General features: G+C 62.3%; 21 protein-coding genes. 8 read left to right on the forward strand and 13 right to left on the reverse strand.

Annotation, left to right across the window (positions count from 1 at the left end; genetic code table 11):
* Positions 1-161: 161 nt before the first annotated feature.
* The 3 genes from ACP7D4_RS25940 to ACP7D4_RS25950 all read right to left on the reverse strand — a co-directional run bounded on the left by ACP7D4_RS25940 (position 162) and on the right by ACP7D4_RS25950 (position 1,662).
* A complete protein-coding gene (locus ACP7D4_RS25940) occupies positions 162-926 on the reverse strand; it encodes a hypothetical protein (RefSeq protein WP_426212194.1) in 765 nt (254 codons plus the stop codon).
* Between the two features lie 55 nt (positions 927-981).
* Positions 982-1,161, reverse strand: coding sequence for a hypothetical protein (locus tag ACP7D4_RS25945; protein WP_426107613.1), 180 nt, complete (start codon positions 1,159-1,161; stop codon positions 982-984).
* Positions 1,162-1,290: 129 nt separating this feature from the next.
* Complete coding sequence (locus tag ACP7D4_RS25950; protein WP_426212196.1) at positions 1,291-1,662, reverse strand: hypothetical protein; 372 nt, start codon at positions 1,660-1,662, stop codon at positions 1,291-1,293.
* Between the two features lie 675 nt (positions 1,663-2,337).
* On the opposite strand from ACP7D4_RS25950, the gene ACP7D4_RS25955 reads away from it, so the two are divergent.
* The 8 genes from ACP7D4_RS25955 (at position 2,338) to ACP7D4_RS25990 (ending at position 10,693) form a co-directional block, all read left to right on the forward strand.
* On the forward strand, positions 2,338-2,859 hold the full coding sequence (locus tag ACP7D4_RS25955) for a WGR domain-containing protein (protein WP_426212197.1): 522 nt from the start codon (positions 2,338-2,340) through the stop codon (positions 2,857-2,859).
* 409 nt (positions 2,860-3,268) lie between these two features.
* The gene (locus ACP7D4_RS25960; RefSeq protein WP_426107616.1) at positions 3,269-3,940 is read left to right on the forward strand and encodes an RDD family protein; all 672 of its coding nucleotides are present in this window, start codon (positions 3,269-3,271) and stop codon (positions 3,938-3,940) included.
* Positions 3,937-4,884 (forward strand): stage II sporulation protein M, encoded by a 948-nt coding sequence (locus tag ACP7D4_RS25965; protein ID WP_426107617.1) that lies wholly within the window; start codon positions 3,937-3,939, stop codon positions 4,882-4,884. The genes ACP7D4_RS25960 and ACP7D4_RS25965 overlap by 4 nt, the downstream gene beginning before the upstream one ends.
* Before the next feature lie 10 nt (positions 4,885-4,894).
* A complete protein-coding gene (locus ACP7D4_RS25970) occupies positions 4,895-6,514 on the forward strand; it encodes a hypothetical protein (RefSeq protein WP_426212198.1) in 1,620 nt (539 codons plus the stop codon).
* A complete protein-coding gene (locus ACP7D4_RS25975; protein ID WP_426212199.1) occupies positions 6,511-7,884 on the forward strand; it encodes a DUF4350 domain-containing protein in 1,374 nt (457 codons plus the stop codon). The genes ACP7D4_RS25970 and ACP7D4_RS25975 overlap by 4 nt, the downstream gene beginning before the upstream one ends.
* A complete protein-coding gene (locus ACP7D4_RS25980) occupies positions 7,874-8,899 on the forward strand; it encodes an AAA family ATPase (protein WP_426107620.1) in 1,026 nt (341 codons plus the stop codon). Before ACP7D4_RS25975 ends, ACP7D4_RS25980 begins: the two co-directional genes overlap by 11 nt.
* Positions 8,892-10,208 carry a DUF58 domain-containing protein gene (locus tag ACP7D4_RS25985; protein ID WP_426212200.1) on the forward strand — a complete coding sequence of 439 codons (1,317 nt, stop codon included), beginning with the start codon at positions 8,892-8,894 and terminating at the stop codon, positions 10,206-10,208. Before ACP7D4_RS25980 ends, ACP7D4_RS25985 begins: the two co-directional genes overlap by 8 nt.
* Before the next feature lie 101 nt (positions 10,209-10,309).
* Complete coding sequence (locus tag ACP7D4_RS25990) at positions 10,310-10,693, forward strand: hypothetical protein (protein WP_426212202.1); 384 nt, start codon at positions 10,310-10,312, stop codon at positions 10,691-10,693.
* 56 nt (positions 10,694-10,749) lie between these two features.
* Here the strand turns inward: ACP7D4_RS25990 and ACP7D4_RS25995 are convergent, their stop codons facing one another.
* The 10 genes from ACP7D4_RS25995 to ACP7D4_RS26040 all read right to left on the reverse strand — a co-directional run bounded on the left by ACP7D4_RS25995 (position 10,750) and on the right by ACP7D4_RS26040 (position 24,788).
* Positions 10,750-12,645, reverse strand: coding sequence for a glycoside hydrolase family 16 protein (locus ACP7D4_RS25995; protein ID WP_426212203.1), 1,896 nt, complete (start codon positions 12,643-12,645; stop codon positions 10,750-10,752).
* 495 nt (positions 12,646-13,140) lie between these two features.
* Complete coding sequence (locus ACP7D4_RS26000; RefSeq protein ID WP_426212205.1) at positions 13,141-13,437, reverse strand: hypothetical protein; 297 nt, start codon at positions 13,435-13,437, stop codon at positions 13,141-13,143.
* A gap of 112 nt (positions 13,438-13,549) precedes the next feature.
* Positions 13,550-13,882 carry a hypothetical protein gene (locus ACP7D4_RS26005; RefSeq protein ID WP_426107625.1) on the reverse strand — a complete coding sequence of 111 codons (333 nt, stop codon included), beginning with the start codon at positions 13,880-13,882 and terminating at the stop codon, positions 13,550-13,552.
* A 75-nt stretch (positions 13,883-13,957) separates the two neighbouring features.
* Positions 13,958-15,091 carry a chromate transporter gene (locus ACP7D4_RS26010; protein WP_426212214.1) on the reverse strand — a complete coding sequence of 378 codons (1,134 nt, stop codon included), beginning with the start codon at positions 15,089-15,091 and terminating at the stop codon, positions 13,958-13,960.
* A gap of 116 nt (positions 15,092-15,207) precedes the next feature.
* A complete protein-coding gene (locus ACP7D4_RS26015) occupies positions 15,208-15,804 on the reverse strand; it encodes a hypothetical protein (RefSeq protein WP_426212207.1) in 597 nt (198 codons plus the stop codon).
* Positions 15,805-15,874: 70 nt separating this feature from the next.
* Complete coding sequence (locus ACP7D4_RS26020; protein ID WP_426212208.1) at positions 15,875-18,091, reverse strand: putative bifunctional diguanylate cyclase/phosphodiesterase; 2,217 nt, start codon at positions 18,089-18,091, stop codon at positions 15,875-15,877.
* A gap of 142 nt (positions 18,092-18,233) precedes the next feature.
* A complete protein-coding gene (locus ACP7D4_RS26025) occupies positions 18,234-18,719 on the reverse strand; it encodes a hypothetical protein (protein WP_426212210.1) in 486 nt (161 codons plus the stop codon).
* Positions 18,716-19,873, reverse strand: a complete 1,158-nt coding sequence (locus ACP7D4_RS26030; protein WP_426212212.1) for an MGDG synthase family glycosyltransferase — start codon at positions 19,871-19,873, stop codon at positions 18,716-18,718. Before ACP7D4_RS26030 ends, ACP7D4_RS26025 begins: the two co-directional genes overlap by 4 nt.
* 139 nt (positions 19,874-20,012) lie before the next feature.
* A complete protein-coding gene (locus ACP7D4_RS26035) occupies positions 20,013-23,516 on the reverse strand; it encodes a beta strand repeat-containing protein (RefSeq protein WP_426212213.1) in 3,504 nt (1,167 codons plus the stop codon).
* Between the two features lie 18 nt (positions 23,517-23,534).
* Positions 23,535-24,788, reverse strand: coding sequence for a beta strand repeat-containing protein (locus ACP7D4_RS26040; RefSeq protein WP_426212216.1), 1,254 nt, complete (start codon positions 24,786-24,788; stop codon positions 23,535-23,537).
* Positions 24,789-25,185 lie beyond the last annotated feature (397 nt).

Consider the following 25,185-nt stretch of genomic DNA (forward strand, 5'->3'; position numbering starts at 1 on the left):
GTTCGTGGGACAGTCCAGTCAGGTCGGGAGAAGAAGGTTTCGTTGCCATGCCAGCATGATGAACGCGATCACAATTGTTTACAACTAATTTCTGCCGGTCATAGGGGCTGAACAGTCACGTTTTCTGGACATCTGGTTTCATATATCTAACGGAGCAGGGTCTAGGCCTTGTTGCATGTTAAAAGGGGGCCGTCCTTCGATTGGGCCATCACGGTCAGGACCTTGCCGTGTTGGTCCAGGCCGACTGAAATACTGCCATCATCATCGGACCCTGCGATGTATGAGAGCGAGCTGAACTGGCCGTCGACACGGATTGACGCGTTCATCTTGCTCACAATGTATTTGTACTCTCCAATCTGAACCACGCCATCCTTGAATTGATAAGACAGCTTCGTCATCTTCATGTCGGCAGCACGAATGCAACTGATCTGGCGTGGGGCCGCGTCGAGCAGGCTCGCGAACACGACGTGCAGAGGCTTGGCGGCAAGCCCAATCGTCCATTTCGATGGGGAGCAAACAAACACATTAGTTCCGCCCTTGCCAAAACTGGCGACACTCCCCTGGCCGCCATTACCGGTGGCCAGGTTGAGCACCCCATCGTCCCACTCCGCGTGTAAAAAGAGCCCGACAGAGCCGTCCCATTGGCGCTTACGGCTGAACACCAGCTCCGTGCTTGTGTGTAGGTCGCCCGCGTATTGACCGAAGGTGTATTTGCCGTCGGCACCGATGACGATGTTGACGTTCGTCTCCGCAGGATTCCCCATGCACATGGCGCTGTAGTTGCCGGCGAGGTAGCTGGACATCGGTTTCCAATAGTCCACCTTGGCAAGCCCGGGCTCCGTGGTGGCTTTCTTGGCGCAGCCGCCGAAGAGCAACGTCGACGCAATCACTAAGAGCAGCAGCAGCAGCTTGGGTTGCAGGGGCATGTGAGGTCATCCAGTAAAAAAAGAAAACCTTAACATAAAAGCATTTTCCATCGGACTAATGTCCTATCCGCATTTCGAATCGCCAGGAGGCCAAGCGCAGCGCCGTGATCACCGTCGCGCTCGACCACAGCGCCAGGTCCGGCTCCGGGCCGAATTTTTTCATGAGCAAATACATCCAGCTGCCGATAAAAGCGCAGATCGCGCACGGCTTGTCATCCTTGAATACCTTCGGCACCTGTATTCCTTCTTCTCATCAAAGTACGAACGATCCATTTTGCCACGTGCCATATTTTTGCATTTGCACTGGCTACCTGCCAGCTGTCGGGCGCTTTCGCGCGAAAGTATTTTTGCGTCCTGCAGTTCCTTATGTTGCAACAATTGACGAGAGCGAATAAAGTGGGTCGGCCTCGAATAGAGTGGGTCGGGCTATTCCTGTGGTGTAGAGTAGGCGCCATCGGCCGTCCGCTTTCGTTAAGGGTTGTCCGATGCCGGCCGCCGCCACAGGCCCGAACTGATGCGCGAAGGCGTCCCCGGCCGGCATTGGGCAAGCCGCGAAGGAGGAAACCGCAGGAAATAAATCAGTGCCTCCGCAGAAGAAATTTCCATGCAACACGCGCGCGCTGGTCTGGTAGTCGTTGGGCAGCGTGAAGACGGTGGCCCAGCCCGCCACGGCAACCATCCACACGATGGCGATCGCGTACCAGCGGTATTTTGCCGCAAGTTGAAGCGCTTTCAACAGGCTACGATTCGAGCGGACGCTAATCGTAAATTGTAAAGCGGACTGGCGCGAGGAGCGCGTGCGAATCATGACCAGCGTTATTTAACGTTGCGCGTCACTGGTGATGAAATGTCAGGATCATCGCCAAGGCGGAAATTAGTTGAAGGTAAACGATAGCGCTGAAGTTTTTAAGGATTTTCGCCCGCCTTGAGCAGTACGACATGTCTCGCACGTGCCTGATATGGCCATACTCGTTGGCAAACGTCGCAACGCTGAAATACCGTCTGCTTGCCCAAGCCCACGTGCCTTCCTCGCATGCCTGGGTCAGCATTTCCGAGTCGTTGTTTTCCCATTGAATCGATCAATGGACTGGGCCTCCTGGCATCATCCAATTGCACTTGTTGACCGATCGACGGCTCGACCCCTGCCGTACGAAACATGCATCGTCAAGGCTGACAAAGTAGCGTCGCCCAGGTTCACCCAGCCACTGGTCGACACGCCGCAAGCCGACGAGCGCCACTGAAGCGGCGCGCGGTCACCAAAAACGGCAGTCTGCCCCGCCTGCATCCTTGCACATTGGGGATGGACACCTTAATATTACCGGCAGTACACTTTAGTAACGTTGCATCTCGACTTTCTCATACGGGATTTGTACACCCGCAATGCACTGCCATCGGAAAACGCCAGCACCACATGGAAGATAATAACGATAGTGAAGTGGCGCGCGTTGTCGCGCTTTCGGGTTTTGATGCTGAAGGTGAGCCGGAGCTACGTTTCATGAGCAATGGCCACCTGTACGTGGTCTTTAACTTCATGCCGCCGTCCGATTGCGAGGACGAAGACGCGTTTGACGAGTTTGACCAGGAAATGGCTGAGGCCATCGGGGTCGTGGTCGATTGGGAAGACCGCGAGATGTTCCTGATCCAGGAGCCCAAGGCTGACACTGCAGAGCGCGTCTCCGCCTTCGTCGCCAGCTATCGGAAAAACCTGGGTGTCCGGCGTTTCGAGATGGTGGAAGGCATCGCAAGCAAATTCTGGGAAGTGAGCGTCAGCGATTGTGAGTTGAATGTTAGATTCGGCCGTATCGGCACTGCCGGACAATCGAAGGTGAAGGATTTCGACGAACCGCGCGAAGCACGTGCCGAGCGTGAAAAACTGATCAAGGAAAAAACCAAGAAAGGCTACAAAGAGATCGCTGCCAGCGAGGGTGGTTGAACGCCAATCTGTCCGTGGAAGAATCGCGCTGGTAAACAACCGTTACCAGCGCGCCTATGTCTGGCCTCCCATCACGCGTTGAAGCTTCGTTTGACATAAAGTGACCGGCTGCCGTTGGCTACTTTACACAGTCAAGCGAGCACGTGCGAGCCGGGACGACTACCTTCCCAAGCCAATTTACGCTAACCCGACCCACCTAGTTCGCTCCCCGTATTGTTGTAAATTTATCCACTGCCCCACGTTTGCGTCGCTTTCATGCTGTCAAATGCATATTTTTGCCAGCCGCATATCGTTTCTTGGTTACAATAAACACACCTACAGAATAAAACAAGACGGCACACAGCATGGCGCTAAGCATGGCGGGAAGTCACACAGGCAGCGCGGCGCCCAACCATCCCAGGGGACGCGCTTGTTAGACGGCCGTTTGTCCCTCGTCACACCCGAAGGCATCCGCCTGCTGCTCACCCCCGCCGGCCCTTATCTGCGCGCGGTGGCCTGGATGCTCGACTTCCTGGTCTGGGCGGTCGCCGCCGGGCTCCTGTACGCTATTCTCCCCAAAGGCAAGCTCGGTGAGGGTTTGTACTCGATCGCCCTGTTCGTCGCCTACTGGGGCTACCCCATCATCAGCGAAGTCTATTTCGGCGGACGCACGCTGGGCAAGCGCGCCACCGGCCTGGAAGTGGTGCGCGCCGACGGCTTGCCGGTCGGCTGGCGCGAATCGACGCTGCGCAACCTGCTGCTGGTGGCGGACTTCCTGCCCATCTTCTATATGTCGGGCCTGTTGTGCATGATGCTCGACGTGAAGTTCCGGCGCCTCGGCGACATTGTCGCCGGCACTGTCGTCATCCACCGCGAGTTCAGGCCGGTGCGCACGCGCCCGCCGGCGGCCCCACCGATGCCGCCGCCCTTCCCCCTCAATGCCGACCAGCAGCGCACTCTGGCCGACCTGTTCGACCGCGAAAGCAGCTTGCCGATCGAGCGCATGGCTGAACTGGGCACGCTCGCCGCGCCGCTCACCGGCCGCATCGGCGCCGCCTCGGTCGAAGCGATGCGCGGCTATGTCGCAGGATTTACCCAATGAAGCAACACCAGTTTGAAGCCGACAACGCTAAGCTGTGGCAGCGCATCGCCGCCATCCTCGACGGCAGCGCCACCGACCGGCGCGACTTGCCGGCGCTGTACCGCCGCCTGTGCCAGTGCCTGGCGCTGTGCCGCCAGCGCGGCTACTCCCCGGCCGTGGCCGACTACCTGCAAAAGATGGTGGGCGACTGCCATCGCCTGCTGTACGGCAGCGCGGTGCAGCGCCCCAATACGCTGCTGCGCTGGATGATGGTCGACTTTCCGTGCCGCGTGCGCGCCGAATGGCGCTTGCTGCTGGTGGCCGTGCTGGCCGTGTTTGGCGTGGGCCTGGGCATTGGCCTCATGGTCTGGTACGACCCGCAACTGGCTTACAGTTTTATGTCGTCAAACGACTTGGCCAGCGCGCACCAGATGTACCAGCCCAGCGCCATCAAGTTTGGGCGCGGCGGCAGCGAGGGCGATATGCAAATGTTCGGCCACTATATCTGGAACAATATCTCGATCTGCTTTCGGACCTTTGCTGGCGGTATTTTCGGCGGCATTCCCGCTTTGCTGAGCCTGGCGTTCAACGGCATGCACATCGGCGTGATCGGCGCTTGGCTGAGCAAGGATCCGGCCACCCGCCACACTTTCTGGTCGTTCGTGATCACCCATTCGAGCTTTGAAGTGACCGGCCTGGTGCTCTCGGGCCTGTCGGGCATGAAGCTGGGCCTGGCGCTGATCCACCCGGGCCGCCTGTCGCGCGGCCACGCGCTGCATGTCGCTAGCGAACAAATGTTCCCGGTGATCGTGGGCGCTGCGCTGCTGACCTTTCTGGCCGCCTTTTTCGAAGGCTTCTGGTCGGCCTCGACGTCGATTCCCCAAAGCGTCAAGTATGCGGTGGGCGCGCTGTGCTGGACGCTGGTGATCGCGTTCTTCGCGTTCGCCGGGCGCGGCAAGCAATGAGGGGCGCGCCGTGCAAATAGACAAGCTGCAAATCGAGCTGCGCCCGCGCAGCCACGCCCAGGCGCTTGACCTGGGCTTTGCGCTGCTGCGTTCGCACGCGGGCGCCGCCTACAAATCCTTTCTGGTGCTCTGGCTGCCGCTGGCGGCGCTGTGCGCGGCGCTCACGCTCTACCTGCCCGATCTGGGCTGGCTGTGGGCCGTGCTGGCCTGGTGGGTGCGCCCCATGCTCGAACGCGCGCCGCTGTACGTGCTCTCGCGCCAGGTGTTCGGCACTGCCGTCACGTGGCAGGAAGCGGTGCGCGCCTGGCCCGGCCAGCTAGGCGGCGGCGCCTGGCAACTGCTGACCTGGGGGCGCATCTTTGCCGCCGGGCGCGGCCTGATGCAGCCGGTCTGGCAGCTCGAGATGGCGCGCGACGACGTGGCCGCCGTGCGCCGGCGCGTGTTGCGCGCCAACGGCACGGGTCAGGCCGCGTTCTGGTTCGGCATCGTGTGCGTGGTGCTTGAATTGGTGCTCGAATTCGGCCTGATCTACTTCCTGGCCATGTTCGCCGGCGACGGCGACGGCGCCAGCCCATTTCGGCTGCTCTTCGGCGAGCAAGCGGACGTGGTGGGCAACCGGCTCGGCGAACTGATGTGGCTGGGCGCCTACACCGTGGCGGGCGGCATCATGGCGCCCATCTACACCGCCTGCGGCTTTACGCTGTACCTGAACCGGCGCGCCAGCCTGGAGGCGTGGGACCTCGAACTCCAGCTGCGCCAGATCCGCCGCCCCGTACTGGCCAAGCCGCATACGCCAGGCGCACCGGCGCTCTCGCTGCTGCTCGCCACGCTGGCTGCCGCGTGCGCGCTGGGCGCGGCGCCCGACGCCGACGCCCGCGCGGCCGCCCCCGCCACCCCTGCAGCACTCAGCGCCACCTGCGACGGTCCAAAACTCGACCTCCCGGCGCGCGGCAAGAGCGCCAATGCGCACCAGGCGCAAGTGCGCCAGCAGGTCGACCAGGTCTACCAGCACAAGGACTTGCGCGGCTTTGAGTGCGTGGAGAACTGGCAGCCCAAGCCGGCCAAAATCAAGGCCAAGAAAAAGGAGAAAAAGCGGGACGCATCCGGTTTTCCAAACTTGCCGAACCTGGGTTTTCTGGCGTCGATCTTCAAGATCGTGTTCATCGCGCTCGGTATCGGCGTCGTTGCCTACCTGTTGTACCGCTACCGCGACCATTTCCCCGCTTTCAGCCGCGGCGTCAAGCTGGCGCGCGCAACCGAAGTGGGCGGCCTGGACATCCGCGCCGAGTCGCTCCCGCCGGACGTCACTGCGCAAGTGCGCGCGCTGTGGGCCAGCGGAGAGCGGCGCGCCGCTTTGGCCTTGCTGTATCGGGCCACGCTGTCGCGCCTGGTAAGCGACGATGGCCTGGCCCTGCGCCAGGGCGACACCGAAGGCGACTGCCTGCGCGCGGCGACCCACGCCAATGGCGCCCAGCGCCTGGGCCACGGCCGGCTTGAGGTGGCGCGCGCCGCCACCACGCTGTGGCTGAACGGCGCTTACGGCGACCGCTGGCCCGACGACGGCACCGTGCATGCACGCTGCGCCGAGTGGGACCAGCAATTCGGCGCGGCCAGGGAGAAGCGCGCATGAACACGCCCGCCAAATACCTGCTCGCGCTGCTGGGTGTTCTCGCCCTCGGCGCCCTTGGTGCCTGGGGCTGGCACCAAAGCATGGAAAAGAAGTGGGAACCGGTTCCCGGCCAGTCCGATGCGGCGCGCCGCAACCGCATGCTGGCCGCCACCATGCTGCTGCGCCAGGACGCGCGCAGCGTGACCGTGGCCGGCTCGCTCGGTGAACTGGCGCTCGACAAGCTACCCGATGGAACCTTGATCCTGGCCGACGCCTCCGGCGTGATGGAACAAGACAAGGCGAAGCGTCTGCTGGCGTGGGTCAGGCGCGGCAATACGCTGGTCGCGCAACCGCGCTGGATTACTGCGGCCGAGGAAGCGCAACTGAAAGTTCAGATCGCCGAGCAGGCCGAAGCGGACGGGCCGGCCACGGCGACCGCCGCGAATGAGGACGCCAGCACCAGCAACAGCGACGACAGCGACGAAGAAGAAGAGCCAGCCACCGCGGACAGCGCGGCCAAGGCCGGCGATTCAAGCGACGAGCTGGTGGAAAACGACCCCATCGCAGTACTCCTGGGCGCACGCCTGTTTTTCGCCGCGCCACCCGGCAGTTGCGCCAGAAGCGACAAGGCTGGCAAGAGCGCGCCCAAGGACTGCAAACCGGTCCGCAAGTCGGGCCCGGCGATGCGCCACGTCGAACTTCCCGGTGCCGGCTACCGGCTCGAACTGAACGCCGGATACACAAAGCTGATCAGCATGCCCGGCGCGCGCCAGGCGCTGTGGAGCGACGACGACGCGAGCACGGTGCGCGTGTACGCCGAAGCAAAGGGCAAGATCGTGATGCTGGCCGATGACTTTTTCAATAACCGCGAGCTGCGCGAGCACGACCATGGCGAACTGCTGCTGGCCCTGGCGGCACTGAACCAGGCCAGCCGTCAAGTGACGATCGTGCAAAACCTGGACGCCGTGCCCTGGTACCAACTGCTGTGGAAGCACTACAGCATGGCCTTGCTCGCGCTGGCGGCGCTGCTTGCGCTGCTGTTCTGGGCCGGCGTGCGCCGCTTTGGCCCGGTGCTGCCGCAAAGCGCCATCGAACGGCGCAGCCTGATGGAGCATATCGACGCCAGCGGCGCCTGGCTCTGGAAGGCCGAGGGCGGGCGCCAGGTGCTGCTCGACGCGGCGCGCCAGGACACGCTCGACATCATCCGGCGCCGCGCTCCGGCCCTGTTCCGCCTGCCCCAGGGCGAGCTGTACGCCGCCCTGGCGCGCCTGTGCGCACTGCCAGAAGTCCACGTCAGCCAGGCCCTGAACCAGGCCGCCGCCAGCACGCCCCTCCATTTCACGCGCCAGATCCGCATTCTTCAAGAACTGAGAAACCACCATGAACGATAGCATCTCGAGCAGCGACAGCGCCGCCCGCACCCCGGCCGCGCCGGCCATTTCCGCCGAGCGCCTGGCGCAGGCGATCGGCATCATCGAGCGCATGCGCGCCGAAATTCGCGGCGCCGTCATCGGCCAGCAGCACGTTGTCGACCAGGTGCTGGCGTGCTGCCTGGCCGGCGGCCACGTGCTGATCGAAGGGGTGCCCGGGCTGGGCAAGACACTGCTGGTCAAAGCGCTGGCGAAAACGTTTTCGGGCGACTTTTCGCGCATCCAGTTCACCCCCGACCTGATGCCGGCCGACGTCATGGGCCACGCCATGTTCGACATCAAGAGCCAGAGCTTCAGCGTGCGCAAGGGCCCCGTCTTCACCCACCTGCTGCTGGCCGACGAAATCAACCGGGCGCCGGCCAAGACCCAGTCCGCGCTGCTCGAAGTGATGCAGGAGCGCCAGGTCACCATCGAAGGCGAGTCGTACCAGCTGCCCCCCCCGTTCATGGTGCTGGCCACGCAAAACCCGCTGGAAAATGAAGGCACCTACCCGCTGCCCGAAGCGCAGCTTGACCGCTTCCTGATCAAGGTGCGGATCGACTACCCGAGCCAGGCCGAGGAAGAAGCGATGCTGCAGATGGTCACGCGCGACCGCGTCGGCGACGGCCTGGAAGTGAGCAACGTGGCCACCCTGGTCAAGCCCGAAACCATCGTGGTGCTGCAGCAGCTGGTGGCCAAGATCCGCGTTGACGACGCCGTGGCCGCGTATGCGGTGCGCCTGGTGCGGGCCACGCGCGACTGGCCGGGCGTGGCGATTGGCGCCGGCCCGCGCGGCTGCATCGCGCTGGTGCGCATGGCGCGCGCGATGGCGCTGACGGCCGGGCGCGACTACGTCACGCCGGACGACATCAAGAGCGCCAGCCTGCCGGTGCTGCGCCACCGCATCGCCATTTCGCCGGAAAGCGAACTCGATGGCCTGTCCAGCGACGACCTGCTGCACGGCCTGATCGAAGAAGTGCCTGCGCCGCGTGGCTGACGCGTTGACGCCCTCGCGCGCACTGCTGGCCTGCGCCGGCGGCTGGGCCGTGCTGGGCCTGGCGGCCAGCCACTGGCCGCTGCTGGCCCAGTTCTGGCAGGGCGCCGGCGTGGCGCTGGCTGCCGTGGCGGCGCTTGACGCCTGGATGTCGCGCCGCCAGCCGGCGCTGCGCGTAGAGCGCGAGCTGGCAGGCGTGTGGCCGGTCGGCTGCTGGAACAACGTTACGCTGCGCGTGCACAACGAGAGCGCGCGCACGCTCGCGCTCGACCTGCACGACGACTATCCGACCCAGTGGCCGATGGAAGGCCTGGAGCACAGCACCCGCATCGCGCCCGGCGCCTTTGCCGCCGTCACCTACCGCCTGTGCCCCGACCAGCGCGGCCAAGCCGCCTTCGGGCCCGCATTCCTGCGCGTGACCTCGCCCCTGCAACTGTGGACGCGCTTGCACCGCGTGGGGCCCGACAGCGCGGTCAAGGTGTTTCCCGACTTTGCGCAACTGCTTGGCCATACGCTCAGCGCCACCGACCGCCGCGCGCCCGCCGCCGGCGCCATCCGCAAGCGCCGGCGCGGCGAAGGGACGGACTTTCGCCAGCTGCGCGAATACCGCCAGGGCGACAGCATGCGCTCGATCGATTGGAAAGCGACCGCGCGCCGCAACAAGCCGATCACCCGCGAATACCAGGAAGAGCGCGACCAGCAGGTCGTGTTCCTGCTCGATACCGGGCGCCGCATGCACGCGCGCGACGACGTCACCACGCACTTCGACCATGCCTTAAATGCCGTGCTGACGCTGGGCTTTCTTGCCCAAAAACAGGGCGACGCCGTCGGCCTGATGACCTTTGGCGGCGAAACGCGCTGGCTGGCGCCGCTCAAGGGCCGCACCGGGCTTGACCGCCTGCTGGCCGGCGTCTACGACCTGCAGCCAAGCGAGATGGCGCCCGACTTCACGCAGGCCGCCACGGCACTGCTCAACCGCTTGAGCAAGCGCGCCTTTGTCGTCGTCATCACCAACTTGCGCGACGAAGACGACACGGCGCTGCGCGCGGCGTGCGAACTGATGTCGACCAAGCACCTCGTGATGTGCGCCAGCCTGCGCGAAAAAGTCATGGACCGCGCGCGCAGCACCGAAGTGCAATCGTTTGGCGACGCGCTGCGCTACAGCGCCACGGTGCACTACCTGCAGCAGCGGCGCGACGCCATCAAGCGGCTCGGCATCCGCGCCGACCGGCTGATCGACATTACGCCGGAAAAGTTAAGCAGCGCGCTGGTGAACCGCTACCGCGCCATCAAGGAAAGCGGCCAGCTGTAGCGCCAAAATGGCGCTGCGAAACCCCCATTTCCGACCGGAATCGTGCAATACCTCAACTGAAATCAATGCTAAATTTACATTTTTAGTTGGGGAAATTTTCGATGAAGACGCACGTCCGGTATTTTGTATCCCAGCGTTTCGGCAAGTCCACGGTGACCGTCAGCTTGAGCGACGACGCGACAGGCGCGGTTGCCATCGCGCTGCCCTGCCCCGAGCGCAATCGCGTCACATTCTCGTTTGACCAGGAGCGCGTGGCGCAGATGCTGGGCGAACCTGTGCTGTGCCCGGAAAGGCTGATGCGCATCGCCATCGGGCAGGCGCACAAGCAATTTTTGCTGAAAGGAGCGAGCGGCCTGTTTGGCACGACCGTTACCCTGGTGGTTGGCAGCGCGCCTTGGATCGGCGACTTGACCGAAGCGCCCTATGGCGGCGTGACGGGTGGCTATGCCAGCACGCCGCAGGCCGATACGCAGTGCGCTTCCTGAAAAAAACGGCGGGCGCGTCAGGCAACGCGGCCGCCGTGCAAAAAGGCCGGCAGGCCTTACTTCATGGTGTAGCTCTGGATTGCGGTGTCGACGGCGTAGTTCTTGGTCGTGTCCCAATAGGTGAAGCTGTATTTGACAACGTCGCCGATCTTCAAGCCGCCGGCCGTGTAGGTGTTCACGCCTGCATCCTGGCGCATGCGCAAATTCTGCTGGCCACCGCCGTTGACGGCGTAGTGCACGTCGGCCCAGCTGGTCGTGCGCACCGTGAAGGTCAGGCTGGTGGCGCCGGCCTGGCTCACTGATACTGGGGTCGGGGCCGGCGTCGGGGTTGGCGTTGGCGTCGGGGTTGGGGTTGGCGTCGGCGTCGGGGTTGGCGTTGGCGTTGGCGTTGGCGTTGGTGTTGGCGTTGGCGTCGGCGTTGGCGTTGGCGTTGGGGTTGGTGTAGGCGTTGGCGTCGGCGTTGGCGTTGGGGTTGCCACACCCGTATCCCAGACGATATCGTCAATGGCAAACTGGAACGGCGCCGTCGGCAGGCGTGCCGCGTCGCTTGAAATCTGGAACTGGTCCAGCATCGACTGCAGCGCGATCTTGGTGCCTGCCAGCGCCGACACTGGAATGGTTGCCGTGCCCCAGTTACCGTCGCGCACCAGGCCATACGTCGTCACGTTCGGCGGAAAGTTCACCGAGTTCTGGTTGGTGTACGTATCCTGCACGCCGATGTTAAAGGCGACGTTGGCCGGAATCTTGATGCGGAACTTCATCACGCCATTTTTGAAGTTGCTCATGTCATGCACCTGGCGCGACTGCACGCTGCCGCCGAACCAGTTGTTCGGCGCCGTATAGTTCCAAGCGATGGCGTTGCTGCCTTCAAAGGGCGCAATATTGCCTGCCGACGTAGAGGCACCATTCCACAGAAAAATGTCGGAACTGGTGCCGGCCACCTGCTTGTTGTTGACCACGGTGTTGTCCGTGAAGACTCCGAATTTGCCCACTTCCGGCGTGATGGTATTGCCCAGCTTGACCGACCCTTTGCCGTCCAGTTCATACACGCGCACATAGTCGACATACATGGTGCCCGGCAGTGGCGCGGTCACGTTGCCCGGCGCGGCCGCGTCGGTAAAGTTGCCGCCCACTGCCAGGTTGAGCAGCAGGTAAAACGGCGCCTGCAGCGCGGTCGAATTGACCGGCAGCGGATTGTCATACAGATTATGTTCGACGCCATTGTCGACGACCGTAAAACGCATCTGGGATTCGGTCCAGTAGAAGCGGTACGTGACGAAACGGTTCACCAGCGGTGTGGCGGCCGCGTACCAGTTCTTGGTTTGCCACGCGGTCGAGGCGGCGCAGCTTTCATTGCCGGGCACGCAGGCGGCCTGCTGGAACGTGATGACGTTCGAGCCGGTGAAATTGTTCGCCGGCGGCGAGCCGGCGGGCACACGGCCGGCGGCCTTGTGGCCCATTTCCATGATGTCGATCTCGCCGTTGCGCGGCCAGGTCTGCGGACTCGAACCGAGCATCCAGCCTGCTGGCCACAAACCAACGCCTACCGCCGGCGTGCTGATGCGCATTTCAACCATGCCGTACTGCACCTGCACCTTGCCGGCCGAGGTGATTTTCCCCGATGTAAATGAATTGCCGCCGACTACTTCGCGCTGCGCCTTGATGGCCAGCGCGCGCGTGGCGGTCTCGAACGGGACGTTGATGATCGACAGGTTGTTCGGGCTGTAGTACTGCAGCTCGGCGTTGCCGTAGCCGCACAGATTGATCTGGCAACCATTGCCGTTGTCCGCAGTCCAGCGCGTGGCGTCCAGGCTGGTGCCATTGAATTCTTCCGACCACAGCAGCCGGCCGATGGTCGGGCTGGTCACGCTGGCCGACGCTTGCGCCCCATAGATCATCAACAGGCTGGCCGCGAGCGCCGACAACACCAGTTTTTTTTGTGTGCTGCCCATTTGATTGCTTTGCTTGTTCACTGTAACTCCTCGTCTCTACTCTTCTTCAAAATATGGACCGGACGGACACGGCGCTTTAAAGCGCCTTCCCATTCGCCTGGGCCACTCCACGCCAACTGCATGCGTTGGCTGTTCCTTGCTGGTGCATTCGTTGGGCGCGCTGCGCGCTGCGCGGCAGGCGGGGCGGGAAAAGCGGGCGCAGTGGGGCTGCCGCCGTGAAGCGTTTCGATGGAACATAAGTCTCCTGACCGGGCAGGTCTGACGCCTGCGCACTGGTGTAAATGAAGTCGTCGGGATGCGGCAGCCGGCCTGCTAAGGCAGGGTGGAAGCGTTTCCAACTTTGACTAAAATATATTCCTATAAATGTTTTGTGTCAATGCAAAACACGGCGTGCGATGGTTTGTTTGTGCCCGGCCCACGTTCACCCAGACTCACCAATGGAAAAAGCCACTCATGTCCGGGAACCGGAGTGAGTGGCTTTTTGCGGGGTGGCGCTTACGCTGCGATGATTTGTTTTGGAAACAAGCGACAGGCAAAGGCAATGCAAAACGTGCGGCCCGACCTGGCGTAGGCCAGCAGATTTTCCCATTCGGGCGTGCCGGCGAACTGATGAGCGTCGGCATGGTCCGCGCCCGTGTCGAGCGCCGTGGCCGGGCGCGGGGACGTGGTCCACAACATGTGCTGGAACAGCTTGAGCAGGCGCGGCGTCATCAGCATGCGGCGCACTTTGCCAAGCACGATCGGTGCGATCACGCTGAGCATTGCCATCACGGTGATCATAAGTTGTTGCATGCGGTTTCTCCTGTTCGACCAATTCAGGATATGCCACAGAAGGAAAGATTTCCGTTCGCTAACGCGCATAGGAAATAATGTGTGGACGGTCATCCACACCCCCTTCACTGCCTTACTTTTTCGTCAGCTCGACCCCGTCAACCGTCATCTTCCATGCCTCGCCATCTTGGTGCGGGGGTGCCGAAACCACGAAAGTGGTTGCCATCGGGCCCAGGCCGACGATCAGGTTGTTGCCGGCGAATTCCTTGATCGGCGCCTTGACCGACGTGGTGTTGCCGTCGTTGACGCGGCTGTATTCGACCCTGCCGTCCTGGGTGATCAGCATCTGCATTGCCGGGCCGCTCCATTGGCCGGCGAACGCGGCTTTGTCAGCGGGAAGTGGCTTGCCGCAAGCGGCAAGGGTGGCGGCAAACAGCAAGGCAAGAACGGTGTTCGACAGACGCATGGAAGTCTCCTGGGGAAATAAAGGCAAGCAGATGATTGCCTAAAAAGCCAGTTTAACGCGAATGCAACTAAATGACTATCTGAAATGCACGAGCGGATAAATTGCCAGCCCGATCAGCGCGGCCCCCAGCACCACCACCGGTTCCTGCAACTGTTTGAAGCGCCACAGAAGCCCTATCGTCACCAAAGCGATGAGTGCCGTCGGCACATCGACCACGGAGCGCCTGGCGATCACGATGACCGAGCCGGCAATGGCGCCGATGGCCGCTGCCGTAATGCCGTCCACAAAGGCCAGCACGCCAGGCACCTTGCCGTATTTTTTAAAGTATGGCGCCGGAATGATGGTGAACAAATAGCAGGGAATAAAGGTGGCCAGCGCGGCGACAATCGCGCCCGGCAAGCCGGCGATCAGGTAGCCGATGAAACCCACGGTGATCACCACCGGCCCCGGCGTGATCATGGCCACGGCGACCGCATCGACGAACTGCTTTTCTGTCAGCCAATGAAATTGCGTGACCACACCGCCATACAGAAACGGCACGATCGCCAGGCCCGAGCCAAAAACAAACGCGCCTGCCTTGGCGAAGAACAGCGCCAGCTGCACCAGCACGCCGCCTTCGGCCGTGCTGGCCACGCCGGAGAGCACGGGCAGGTGCAGCAAGGCCACCGAATGCAGCTTGCCTCCGCTCAAAAACCTGGGCGGCGCGCGCACCAGCCAGACCAGCACGCCGGCGGCGATGAAGAGCCAGGCAACTTCGGATTCCGTGATGACCGTTACCGCCGCGAGCAAGAGGTAAATCGCCCACAGCAGCTTGTCCTTGCCGATGCTTTTCATGGTCAGCTTGCGCGCACTCATGACGATGATGCCGATCACCGCCGCGCCCACGCCATAGAACACCGCCTGCATCCACGCCAGCCCGCCAAAGCGCACGTAGGCCCAGCCCAGCGCGATTACCATCAGGAACGACGGGATGACGAAGGCAAGCCCGGCCAGCGTTGCGCCCAGGATGCGGTAATGGACGTAGCCCATGTAGATGCCCAGCTGCGCCGCCAAGGGCCCCGGCGCCAGCTGGGCCAGCGCCAAGCCTTCCTTGTAGTCGGCCTCGGTGATCCAGCCGCGCCGCTCCACCAGGTCGCGGTGCATGTAGCCGACCAGCGCCACCGGGCCGCCGAACCCAAGCGCGCCCAGGCGCAGCATGTAGAGCACCATGTCCCACAGGGTGTATGCGCAGCGCTCGGCTGCCAAGTTGGGCTCGTTCAATCTCGTCCTTCCGCGCCAGTGCGCTGTTCAAGAAGTAAGATTGTAGCGTGTGTTGCTCAATGTGTTTACCGCGCGGGTGACGCCGGCTCCTTGTCTTTGATCGCCGGCTCCTTGTTGCGATCGAAGGACGGCTTGCCCATGATGTAGGGATTTGGCGCAACGGTGCTAGCAACGGCCAGCGGCGGGCGCACTGCCTGGGCGGGCACGGGCACGGGCACGGTCACGGTCACGGTTGTCGTCGCGGTGGGCATCGGGGCGCCCATCATGATTGTTGCCACGTCGCGCGGCGGGGTCGGCGGAATGCTTTGCGCCGTGGCGCCGCCCCCCGCCGACATGGCGACGATGGCTGCGCCGGCCAGCGCGGGCAACTTGCGCAGGGTGCGGCGCGTATAGGCCCGAGCGCTGGTGCTGCAGTCGCTTGTCATGACGGTACCGTCGGCCCGCTGGTAATAGCGCACGCACAAGGCGCCATCGGCGTTTGCGGCCAGCAGCGCGGCGCCTTCGGCCTCGGGCATGGCGGACAGGTTGAAAACGCTCTTGTTGCAGTCGTTGCAGTGGCGCACCCGGTCGTCGCCCCGCATGGCGGCCCAGGAGGCCGTGCATGGGGATGCGATCTTGATACTGTGCAGTGCGATGGTGCTTGGGGCGGTGGCGCGTGTCATGGTGTTCTCCGGTTCCTTGCAGTGAATAAAAGATCGCTGCTTGTGAAACGGGGCACGGCCGGAAACGGGGTTAAACGACGGGAAATAATGACAAGGCCAGTTCCTTGCCGTCCCTCAGCAGCGCCGAACATTGCGCAACGGGCAAGGGCCGGCTGAAAAAGTAGCCCTGCATTTCGTCGCAGCCTTGCAGGGTGAGCAAGGCCAGTTGCTCGGCCGTTTCCACCCCTTCGGCCACCACCCGCAGGTGAAGGCCGTGCGCGAGCGTGATGATGGCCTGCGCAATGGCCAGCGCTTCGCTGCTTTGCGCCATGTCGCGCACGAACGACTGGTCCAGTTTTAATTTGTCGAGCGGGAAGCGTTTCAGGTAGCTGAGGTTGGAGTAGCCGGTGCCGAAATCGTCAATCGTGAGCGTGAGGCCAATTTCCTTGAGCGCGGTCAGGACGGCGATGCTTTTTTCCGGGCTGTCCATCGACAGGCTCTCGGTCAGCTCCAGTTCGAGCAGGTGCGGCGCGATGCCCGTTTCCCGGACGATCTGGCCCACCCGCGCGACCAGGTCGCTCTGCAGGAACTGGCGCGCCGACAGGTTGACCGCCACCGGCATGTGGGCAATGCCTTCGCGCTGCCACGCCGCTGCCTGCTCGCACGCGGTGCGCAAAATCCAGTCGCCCAGCGGGACGATCAAGCCCGTTTCCTCGGCCACGGGGATAAAGCGCACCGGGGGAATCAAGCCCAGCTGCGGATCCTGCCAGCGCACCAGCGCTTCGAGTCCGACCACCTTGCCCGTGCGCAGGTCTACCTTGGGCTGGTAATGCAGCACGAATTCATTTTGCGCCAGGGCCAGGCGCAGCCGGCTCTCCATCGTCAGGCGCTCGCTGGCCGCCCCCTGCATGGCCGGCTCGTAGCAGCTGACCGTGGCCCGGCCCAGGTCCTTGGCGCGGTACATGGCCGTATCGGCGGCGGTCAGCAGCGCATCGGCGGTGGCGCCGTCAGCCGGGTAGCGGCAATAGCCGACGCTGCACGAAACGGTGATATCTTGCCGCAATGCCTTGATCGGCTGGCCGATGTTGTCGATCAGGCGCTGCAGCAAGATGCGCAGTTCGCTCTCGTCAATCTGTTCGAGGATCAGGACGAACTCGTCATTGCCGATACGCGCCACCGTATCGTTCTTGCGCACCGAGGATTGCAAGACCTTGCCCACCGAGGTGAGGACCTGGTCGCCCACGCTGTGGCCGAACGCATCGTTGACGTTCTTGAAGTGGTCCAGGTTCAGAAATGCCACCACCGCGCCATGGCCTTGGCGCAGCCAGCGGTGGATGCCTTGCTCAAGGCGGTCGCGCAGCACGGCGCGGTTGGGCAGGCCAGTCAACACATCGTGCGTGGCGAGCTGCTCGAGCTCGGTTTTGTATTGCTTGCGGATGGTATTGTCGCGGGCAATAATCTGGATGCGCACCTCGCCATTGCTCGTGTACGACACCGTGGTGGTTTCCACATCCACCTCGGCGCCATCGACGCGCAGCCATCGCATTTCAAGCGGTGCATTCGGGCGCAGCGTGCGGTACGCCATCTCGGCGCGCTGGGCGACGATCTGGCGGTAGGCGGGTGCGACGATACCGAGGGCGGGCATGCCTACAATCTGGTCGGCGCGCTGCGCGCCCAGCAAGCGCATCCCGGCCTGGTTGACAAAGATGATGCGCGCGCCATCGCTGACCAGGTAAGCCTCGGGCGCATGACTGATCAGCTGGCGATGGCGCTCTTCGCTCTCGCGCAAAGTCTCCAGCACTTTGCCGGACGCGAGCAGCAACTGGCGGCGCTGGATTTGCTCTTGCGCCATGCGGGCCAGGTCCACCAGGGAGGCCAGTTCGATGTCGGTCAGGATGCGCGGAACGTGGTCGATGACGCAAAAAGAACCCAGCGCCTGGCCTTCCACCGACAGCAGGGGAATGCCGGCGTAAAAGCGCACAAACGGCGCTCCCATCACCAATGGATTGTCGGCAAAGCGCGCGTCGGCTTGGGCGTCAGAGATCAGGAACGGCTCTTTTTGCAGCACCGCATGGCCGCAAAACGATATGTCGCGCCGCGTTTGCGTGACGTCCAGGCCAACTTTGGATTTGAACCACTGGCGCTCGGCATCGACCAGCGAGACCAGCGCAATGGGTACTTTCAGCAACTGGGCGGCAATGCGCGTAATGCGGTCGAACTCTTCTTCCGGTTCTGTGTCGAGTATGCGCGCGGAGTACAGCGCCAGTAGGCGCTCGGCTTCATCGGCAGGAAACGGGGCAATGTGCATTGGGGAATGGGTGCGCAGAACAAGGAAACATCCAGTTACTTGCCCCCAGAATAGATGAGTAAGCGGTTTGACGTTCCCTAAAGCATTTAAAAATTCCTGCGTCAATACCAATAGCGTTGCGTTTTGCTCGCTTGCGGTTGCCCTAAGGACGAGATTTCCGGTGAGACCAAGTCATCAACACCGCAGCTGCGAGCAAGGACCACCAGTAATCGACGGGCGCAAACCAGAGCCAGTGAATATGCCAAGGAATATGTGCCGGATCGAAGTTGGCAAGGCCGAAGGCGGGATTGAAGACGAACCACAGGAAGTCTTCCGCAATCCAGAACACCATGATGCAGCTGACCGCGCGCGCTTCCAGGCGCCACGACCATTGCTGCAGGAAGAAAAACGGAAAGTGGAAAAACAGTGCGATAAACGGAAACACCCAGGCGTGATAGCTCGTCATGGGACGACCGCCCCAGAAAATGTCGAGCAGCCAGTGGTGCTCAATGCGCCAGGTCGGCAGGTTGGCGGCCCACCCGGCCGGGCCCTCGATCTGGATTTCGGTCATCGCGAAAAACAGGCCGAGCAGCACGACCCAGCCCAGCGTCAGCGCAATACCAAGGTTGCGGCGCGCGGGCGCCTTCACGCCGCTTCCGCGATGGTGGGAGGATGGCCAGCGTCGGGCAAAACAACGGCCAGCACCGCGCGGGCGGCGTCGGCGCGGCCCAGCACCAGCGCCTTGGCGCGCATGTCGGCCAGTTTGGCCGGATTGTCGAGCAGGTAGCGCACGCGGTACTCGAGCGTGACGCTGTCGAAGGCCTTCATTGCCACGCCCTGCTCCAACAGGTAGTCGGCGTTGCGCTCTTCCTGGCCGGGGATGGGTGCATTGACGATCATCGGCAAGCCCATGGCCAGGCATTCGGACGTCGTCAGCCCGCCCGGCTTGGTGATGACCAGGTCGGCGCAGGCCATCAGGCGCTCCACCTTGTCGGTGAAGCCCTGGGCCAGCAGGCGAGCGGGATAGCGCAGCGCCAGCGCGTTGAGTGCTTCCAGCGCGACGGCGTTCTTGCCTGCCAAAACGATCAGCTGGAAATCGCTGCCTAGCGCAAGCAGGCGTTCTGCCACCGTAGCGAGGCTGCCCAGCCCTGCCCCGCCGCCCATCAGCAAAATGGTCGTGCGCTCGGGGTCGAGCCCGGCTTCGCGCGCGCAGATGCTGCGTTCGAGCGGCGCGCCGAACACCGGCATGATGGGAATGCCCGTCACGGCAATGGCCGCGCCGGCAATGCCTTGCGCGCGCATGCGAAACGCGACTTCCTCGTTGGCGGCGAAGTAGCCTGCCATGTGATCGTGCACCCACATGCGGTGCAGGTCGAAGTCCGTTACCTGGACCCACACCGGACAGGTGAAGCCATGCTTGCGGATCAGGCGCGAGAGCAGCTCGGCGGGCAGGAAGTGGGTGCAGATGATGGCGTCCGGCTTGACCCGCGCGATTTCCTTGAGCAGCGCACCGGTGTTTAGCCGTTCAAGCGCGCGCCGCATTTTTTCGCGCGAGCTGTCGGGGCGGGCCTCGTTGGTGGCGTGGTACAGGTAACCCCACAGCGCCGGCGCCTTGTTCACCAGCTTGATGTAGTACTCGGCGTACAGCTTGCGAAAGCCCGTGCTGACGAAATCCATGACGTCGAGGTGGACCGCGTCGACGCCGCCATGATGCAGCTGGGCGTGGGCGCGCAGCGCCTCGGCCGCCCGCATGTGGCCGGCGCCGGCAGATACGCTCAGGAGTAGCAGTTTTTTCTGGGTCATGAAATCAGGTGATGGGAAGTTTAAGCTTGCCGATTGTATATGATTGGACTCTGCACATGGGCTTGATCGGGCGCGCGTGCTCCCGAACGAAGCCATACCGCGCCAAGACTTAGCCAGGCGCAGTATGTGTTCGAATCGATCAACGCAAGCGGTTACCGCCCGTGCTAACCCCGCTCCAGGCGTCTACTGCCTGCGCCGTCTTGCCATACGTCGCATCCTGCAGCGTTCCGGTGGCGGTTGCCAGGTTTAGCCCCGCCAAGTTGCCGTTCAAGCCATCGTAATAGGCCAGATCACCACCCAACGCGGCTGTGTTACTGCCGCTTAGGTGATTGGTCAGCAAGCTGTTCATCAGATTCCAACTGGTCATGGTCGGATTGGCAGCGAGTGCCGTGTTGAAAGCGGCAACCAGTTTTTTGAAGTCGAATGCCTCAACGCCTTGGTTGTACAAAGGATTGCTTGCGCTCGCGTTGAACGTGGCCGCACTCGCTTCGATGACTTGCAAGGTCACGAAGTTTTGATTGGCTGCCCCGCTGTACCAATTGTTAAAGGTAACGGAATCCGTACCGCCGGTGTTCAAAACAAGGGAAGTGCCGCTTTTCTTGAACGTCAGATTGGCGTAGGCGATCCCTTTGCCCAAGCTCAGGACGTTGGTCAGGCCCGTTCCTGCAGTGACGGTATCGGCACCACCGCCGGTATTAAAAGCGACGACTGTCGCGCCCGCACCGAGCGTGATGTTGTCGTTGCCCGCGCCGCCATCGATAAACGCCGCACCCGTGCCGGCCATGATGACTTCACTGCCCGCGCCGCCAAGAAAGGCCGCCTTGCCCGTCGGATTCTTCAAGGTGCTGGCGCCGGCGCCGCCTTGCAGCACGTTGGTGCCGGTGCCGCCTACCAGTGTGGACGCGCCACTGTTGGCAACCAACAGGTCGTTGCCGCTGTTGCCGGTGGCGGTCAGCGCGCCGGTGCCAGTCAGAATCAGATTGGTCACGTTGGCCGACGCGGTATAGCTGACCGATGACTGGATGGTATTGAGCACGGCAGTGGCCTGCGCAATGACGACATCCGAGGCGCTGTTGACGACAAAGGTATTGTTGCCGGTACCGCCAGCGAGCGTATCGAAGCCGGCGCCTGACACCAGCGTCGTCGTCCCCGTGCCCGCCACCAGCCGGTTGGCGCTGCTGTTGGCAGTGATGACGTTGGTGAGATTATTGCCCGTCAGGGTCAGGCTTGCCGTCCCGGTGCCGGTCAGGTTTTGCACGTTCGCCGGCAGCGTGGCGCTGACCGACGTCAGTTCCGTGTTGTTGCCGTTGTTGGCAGCTTTAATGATCACATCGCTGCCGTGGTTGATGACGAAGGTATTGTTGCCGCTACCGCCGATCAGTGTCGCCAAGCCGGTGCCGGCAATGAGCGTGTCGTCGCCGCTATTGGCCGTGATGGTGTGAACCAGGCTGTTGCCGGTCAAGGTGATCGCGGCAGTGCCGGTGCCGATCAGCGTTTTGACGTTCGCCGCTGCCGTGTAGCTTACCGATGTCTGGATCTTGTTCGACACCGCAGCGCTCTGGGCCGTCACCACGTCGCCCGTATTGTTGACGACAAAGGTGTTGGTCCCCGTGCCGCCAACCAGCGTATCGTTGCCGGCGCCGGAGACCAGCGTTGCCGTTCCATTGCCTGCCACCAGCCGGTTGGCGCTGCCGTTGGCGGTGATGACGTTGGTGAGATTATTGCCGGTGAGAGTCAGGCTGGTCGTGCCAGTGCCGGTCAGATTTTGCACGTTAGCCGCCAGCGTGGCACTCACCGAAGTCAGCTCGGTGTTGTTGCCGCTGTTGACAGCTTTGGTGATCACGTCGCTGGCGTTGTTGATGACGAAAGTATTGTTGCCGCTGCCACCGATCAGCGTAGCCAGCCCCAGCCCTGCGATCAATGTGTCGTCGCCGCTGTTTGCCGTGATGGTGTTGGCCAGGCCATTGCCCGTGAGCGTGATGGCCGCGGAACCGGTGCCGGTCAGCTTTTTCACGTTGGCCGCTGCCGTGTAGCTCACCGATGTCTGGATCGTGTTCGACAGCGCGGCGCTCTGGGCGGTGACGACGTCGGCCGCATTGTTGACGACAAAGGTATTGGTGCCGGTGCCGCCAACGAGCGTGTCATTGCCGGCGCCGGAGACCAGCGTCGCCGTGCCATTGCCCGCAACCAGCCGGTTGGCGCTGCCGTTGGCAGTGATCACGTTGGTGAGGTTGTTGCCGGTCAGGGTCAGCGTGCCCGTTCCGGTGCCGGTCAGGTTTTGCACGTTGGCCGCCAGCGTGGCGCTGACCGAGGTCAGCTCCGTGTTGTTGCCGGTGTTGACCGCTTTGGTGATCACGTCGCCGACCTTGTTGATGATGAAGGTATTGTTACCCGCGCCACCGATCAAGGTTGCCAGCCCCGTGCCCGCAATCAAGGTGTCGTTGCCGCTGTTGGCGGTGATGACGTTGGCCAGGTTATTGCCCGTCAAGGTAATGGCTGCGGTACCGGTGCCGGTCAGCTTGTTCACGTTGGCCGATGCCGTGTAGCTTACCGATGTCTGTATCGTGTTGGACAGCGCGCCGCTCTGGGCGGTGACGACGTCGCCAATATTGTTGATGACGAAGACGTCATTGCCCGCGCCGCCGATCAAGGTTGCCAGGCCGGTGCCGGCGATCAGGGTGTCGTTGCCGCTGTTGGCGATGATCGTATGCGCCAGGTTGTTACCGGTGCCGGAAATATTGCCAGTGCCCGTCAGCGTCAATTTGGTGATTCCAGGGCCCATGACAGCATTGACCGAGGAGGTCATGCTGGTCGAACTGGCCGCCAGCGCGGCGAGCGTGGTGGAACTGCCGTCGGCAAAGACAATCTTGGACAAGGCGCCGCCGTTGACCACGACGCTGCCGCCGCTGCTCACGCTGATGGTGACCGTCGTCACGCCGCTGACCACCGCGGATGAGGCCGACAGATTGCTGGCAGTGATGCCGCTACCGAACTTGAGCGTATCGGCACTGGCGCTTTTCTTGATGGTGGTAATCCCATTGCCGACATTGAATTGGTAGGTCGTCACGCCGCTGCCGCCAACCAAGGTGTCATTGCCGGTGCCGGCGATCAGCGTGTCGTTGCCGGTGCCGGAAATGAGGGAATCGTTGCCGCTGTTGGCGATGATGACGTCACTGAGATCGTTGCCGGTCGCCGTCAGGTTGCCCGTGCCGGTCAGCTGCATGTGCTGGATTCCTGGCGCCAGGATCACGTTGACGGCAGATGTGGCTGCAGTGATGCCCGTGCTCGCTTGCGCCAACAAGGTACCCAGCGATGCCGTGCTATTGTCAGCAAAGCTCAGGTAGTCCAATCCGTAACCGTTGCTATTGTCATAGCCGTTGACCAATACAGGTTTTCCCAGGCTGTCAGTAATCGTCACGGTGGGGCTGCCATCGGAGCCGATCGCCGCTATGGCGGCCAAGTTATTCAGACTGATACCGGCGCCGAACTGCAGCGTATCATAACGTCTGCTTGCGTCGATGGTGGTGACGCCGGAGTTGGTGCCCACTGCATAAGTCGTGGTCGTGCCCCCTCCGCCGCCGACCAAGGTGTCGTTACCGCGACCTGCGACCAAGGTATCGTTGCCAAAATTGGCGATGATCATGCTGTCGACATCATTGGCCTAGCCCGTAATGCTGTTGCTGCCGAGCAGTTTCAGTACCGTCATGCCTGCTGGTAAAACTGCGTCTACGTCCGACAGCATTGTCGTCGCAGGAGCGAGCGACGCCACGGTTGCCGTCGTCCCATCGCTAAAGCGAAGATTACTCAAGGCACCGCCATTTATCACAATGCTGTTCCGATCACCGATGTTCAGGTTGACCACTTTCACGCCGTTGACCAGCGTCGTTCGGGCAGTGACAGAATCGGCGTGATAATTGAAGCCATTGGCAAACTGGAGCGTATCGGTACTGTTGCTATTCTCGATGGTGGTGATGCCGTTACCGTAATTGATTAGGTAGGTCGTCGAACCGCTGCTGCCAACGAGCGTGTCTTTGCCACTGCCGGCAATGAGCGTATCGTTGCCGCTATTGGCATAGATAATGTCGTTCAATTCATTGGCCGTGCCGGTGATGTTCGCCGTGCCGGTCAGCGTCAGCTTGGTGATGCCGATGCCCATGACCACGCTCTTTGACGAGGTCATCGAGGTCGGTTTCAACGCGTTGAGCGTGGTCGTGCTGCCGTCCGCGAATCTGACCTGATTCAATGTTCCGTTCACAACAATGCTGCCACCACTGCTTACCTTCACCGTCAACACGGTCTGGTAGTCGACGATGGTCGGCGTGACGATCAGGTTGGCGGCCGTGATGCCAACTCCGAATTGCAGCGTGTCCACGCTGAGGCTATTCGTGATCGTGGTCGCCCCGTTTCCGACATTAAACTGATAGGTTGCCACGCCGCCGCCGCCAGTCAGCGTGTCGTTACCGCTGCCGGCCACCAGCAAGTCATTGCCGGTACCTGCGATCAGCCTGGAGTTACCGGTGCCGGCGATCAGCGTATCGTTTCCGCTATTGGCAATGATGGTGTCGTTCAAGCCATTGCCGGTAGCTGAAATGCTGGCAGTTCCGGTCAGGGTGAGCTTGGTGACGCCCGCGCCCATGACCGTGCTGACCGCCGAGCTCGCGGTCGCCGCGCTGACCAGTGCGCCAAGCGTGGTGGTGCTGCCATTGGCGAATTTTACCTGGCTCAATGCCCCGCCATTGACGCTGACGCTGCCACCACTGCTGACTGCCAGGGTCACGCTCGCCGCGCCATTGACGACGTTTGAATATGTCACCAGATTGCTGGCGGTGATGCCGGCTCCGAACAGCAGCGTGTCTGCTATGGCGCTGTTGCCGATCGTGATTTGACCACTGCCGGTATTGAACAGGTAGGTCACCGTGCCGCCATTGCCGTAAAAAGTGGCGTTGCCGGTGCCAGCGATGAGCGTGTCGTTGCCGCTGTTGGCGGTGATGACATCGTTCCACATATTGGCCGTTGCCGTGACATTGGCACTGCCGGTCAGTGTCAGTGAAATGGCATTTCCGGGCATCACGATACTTGTGGCCGAACTGATTGCAAAAGAGGGCGCGTTCAATAAAATGGCGTCGATCGACAGCGAGGAACCATCGCTGAAACGCACCTGATTTATCTTGTTTGCGGCCCCCAGACGAATACCTAGTGTAGTGCGTCAAACAGATTGAAGCTTATTAAGTTTGGCACGAGCGCGCGTGACTTTGGCAAGAATGTCGGTCGCTTTCGCGGTCCATATATACGGTTTCGGTGCCATATTATGT

The sequence above is a fragment of the Massilia sp. TWP1-3-3 genome (assembly GCF_049897805.1).
GTDB lineage: Bacteria > Pseudomonadota > Gammaproteobacteria > Burkholderiales > Burkholderiaceae_D > Telluria_A.

Excerpts from the sequence above, each read along its gene's own strand:
- ACP7D4_RS25940 (WP_426212194.1), bottom strand. The coding sequence starts at position 926 with ATGCCCCTGCAACCCAAGCTGCTGCTGCTGCTCTTAGTGATTGCGTCG.
- ACP7D4_RS25955 (WP_426212197.1), top strand. The coding sequence starts at position 2,338 with ATGGAAGATAATAACGATAGTGAAGTGGCGCGCGTTGTCGCGCTTTCG.
- ACP7D4_RS25965 (WP_426107617.1), top strand. The coding sequence starts at position 3,937 with ATGAAGCAACACCAGTTTGAAGCCGACAACGCTAAGCTGTGGCAGCGC.
- ACP7D4_RS25975 (WP_426212199.1), top strand. The coding sequence starts at position 6,511 with ATGAACACGCCCGCCAAATACCTGCTCGCGCTGCTGGGTGTTCTCGCC.
- ACP7D4_RS25980 (WP_426107620.1), top strand. The coding sequence starts at position 7,874 with ATGAACGATAGCATCTCGAGCAGCGACAGCGCCGCCCGCACCCCGGCC.
- ACP7D4_RS25990 (WP_426212202.1), top strand. The coding sequence starts at position 10,310 with ATGAAGACGCACGTCCGGTATTTTGTATCCCAGCGTTTCGGCAAGTCC.
- ACP7D4_RS25995 (WP_426212203.1), bottom strand. The coding sequence starts at position 12,645 with ATGGGCAGCACACAAAAAAAACTGGTGTTGTCGGCGCTCGCGGCCAGC.
- ACP7D4_RS26000 (WP_426212205.1), bottom strand. The coding sequence starts at position 13,437 with ATGCAACAACTTATGATCACCGTGATGGCAATGCTCAGCGTGATCGCA.
- ACP7D4_RS26005 (WP_426107625.1), bottom strand. The coding sequence starts at position 13,882 with ATGCGTCTGTCGAACACCGTTCTTGCCTTGCTGTTTGCCGCCACCCTT.
- ACP7D4_RS26010 (WP_426212214.1), bottom strand. The coding sequence starts at position 15,091 with ATGGTGCTCTACATGCTGCGCCTGGGCGCGCTTGGGTTCGGCGGCCCG.
- ACP7D4_RS26015 (WP_426212207.1), bottom strand. The coding sequence starts at position 15,804 with ATGACACGCGCCACCGCCCCAAGCACCATCGCACTGCACAGTATCAAG.
- ACP7D4_RS26020 (WP_426212208.1), bottom strand. The coding sequence starts at position 18,091 with ATGCACATTGCCCCGTTTCCTGCCGATGAAGCCGAGCGCCTACTGGCG.
- ACP7D4_RS26030 (WP_426212212.1), bottom strand. The coding sequence starts at position 19,873 with ATGACCCAGAAAAAACTGCTACTCCTGAGCGTATCTGCCGGCGCCGGC.
- ACP7D4_RS26035 (WP_426212213.1), bottom strand. The coding sequence starts at position 23,516 with ATGATCATCGCCAATTTTGGCAACGATACCTTGGTCGCAGGTCGCGGT.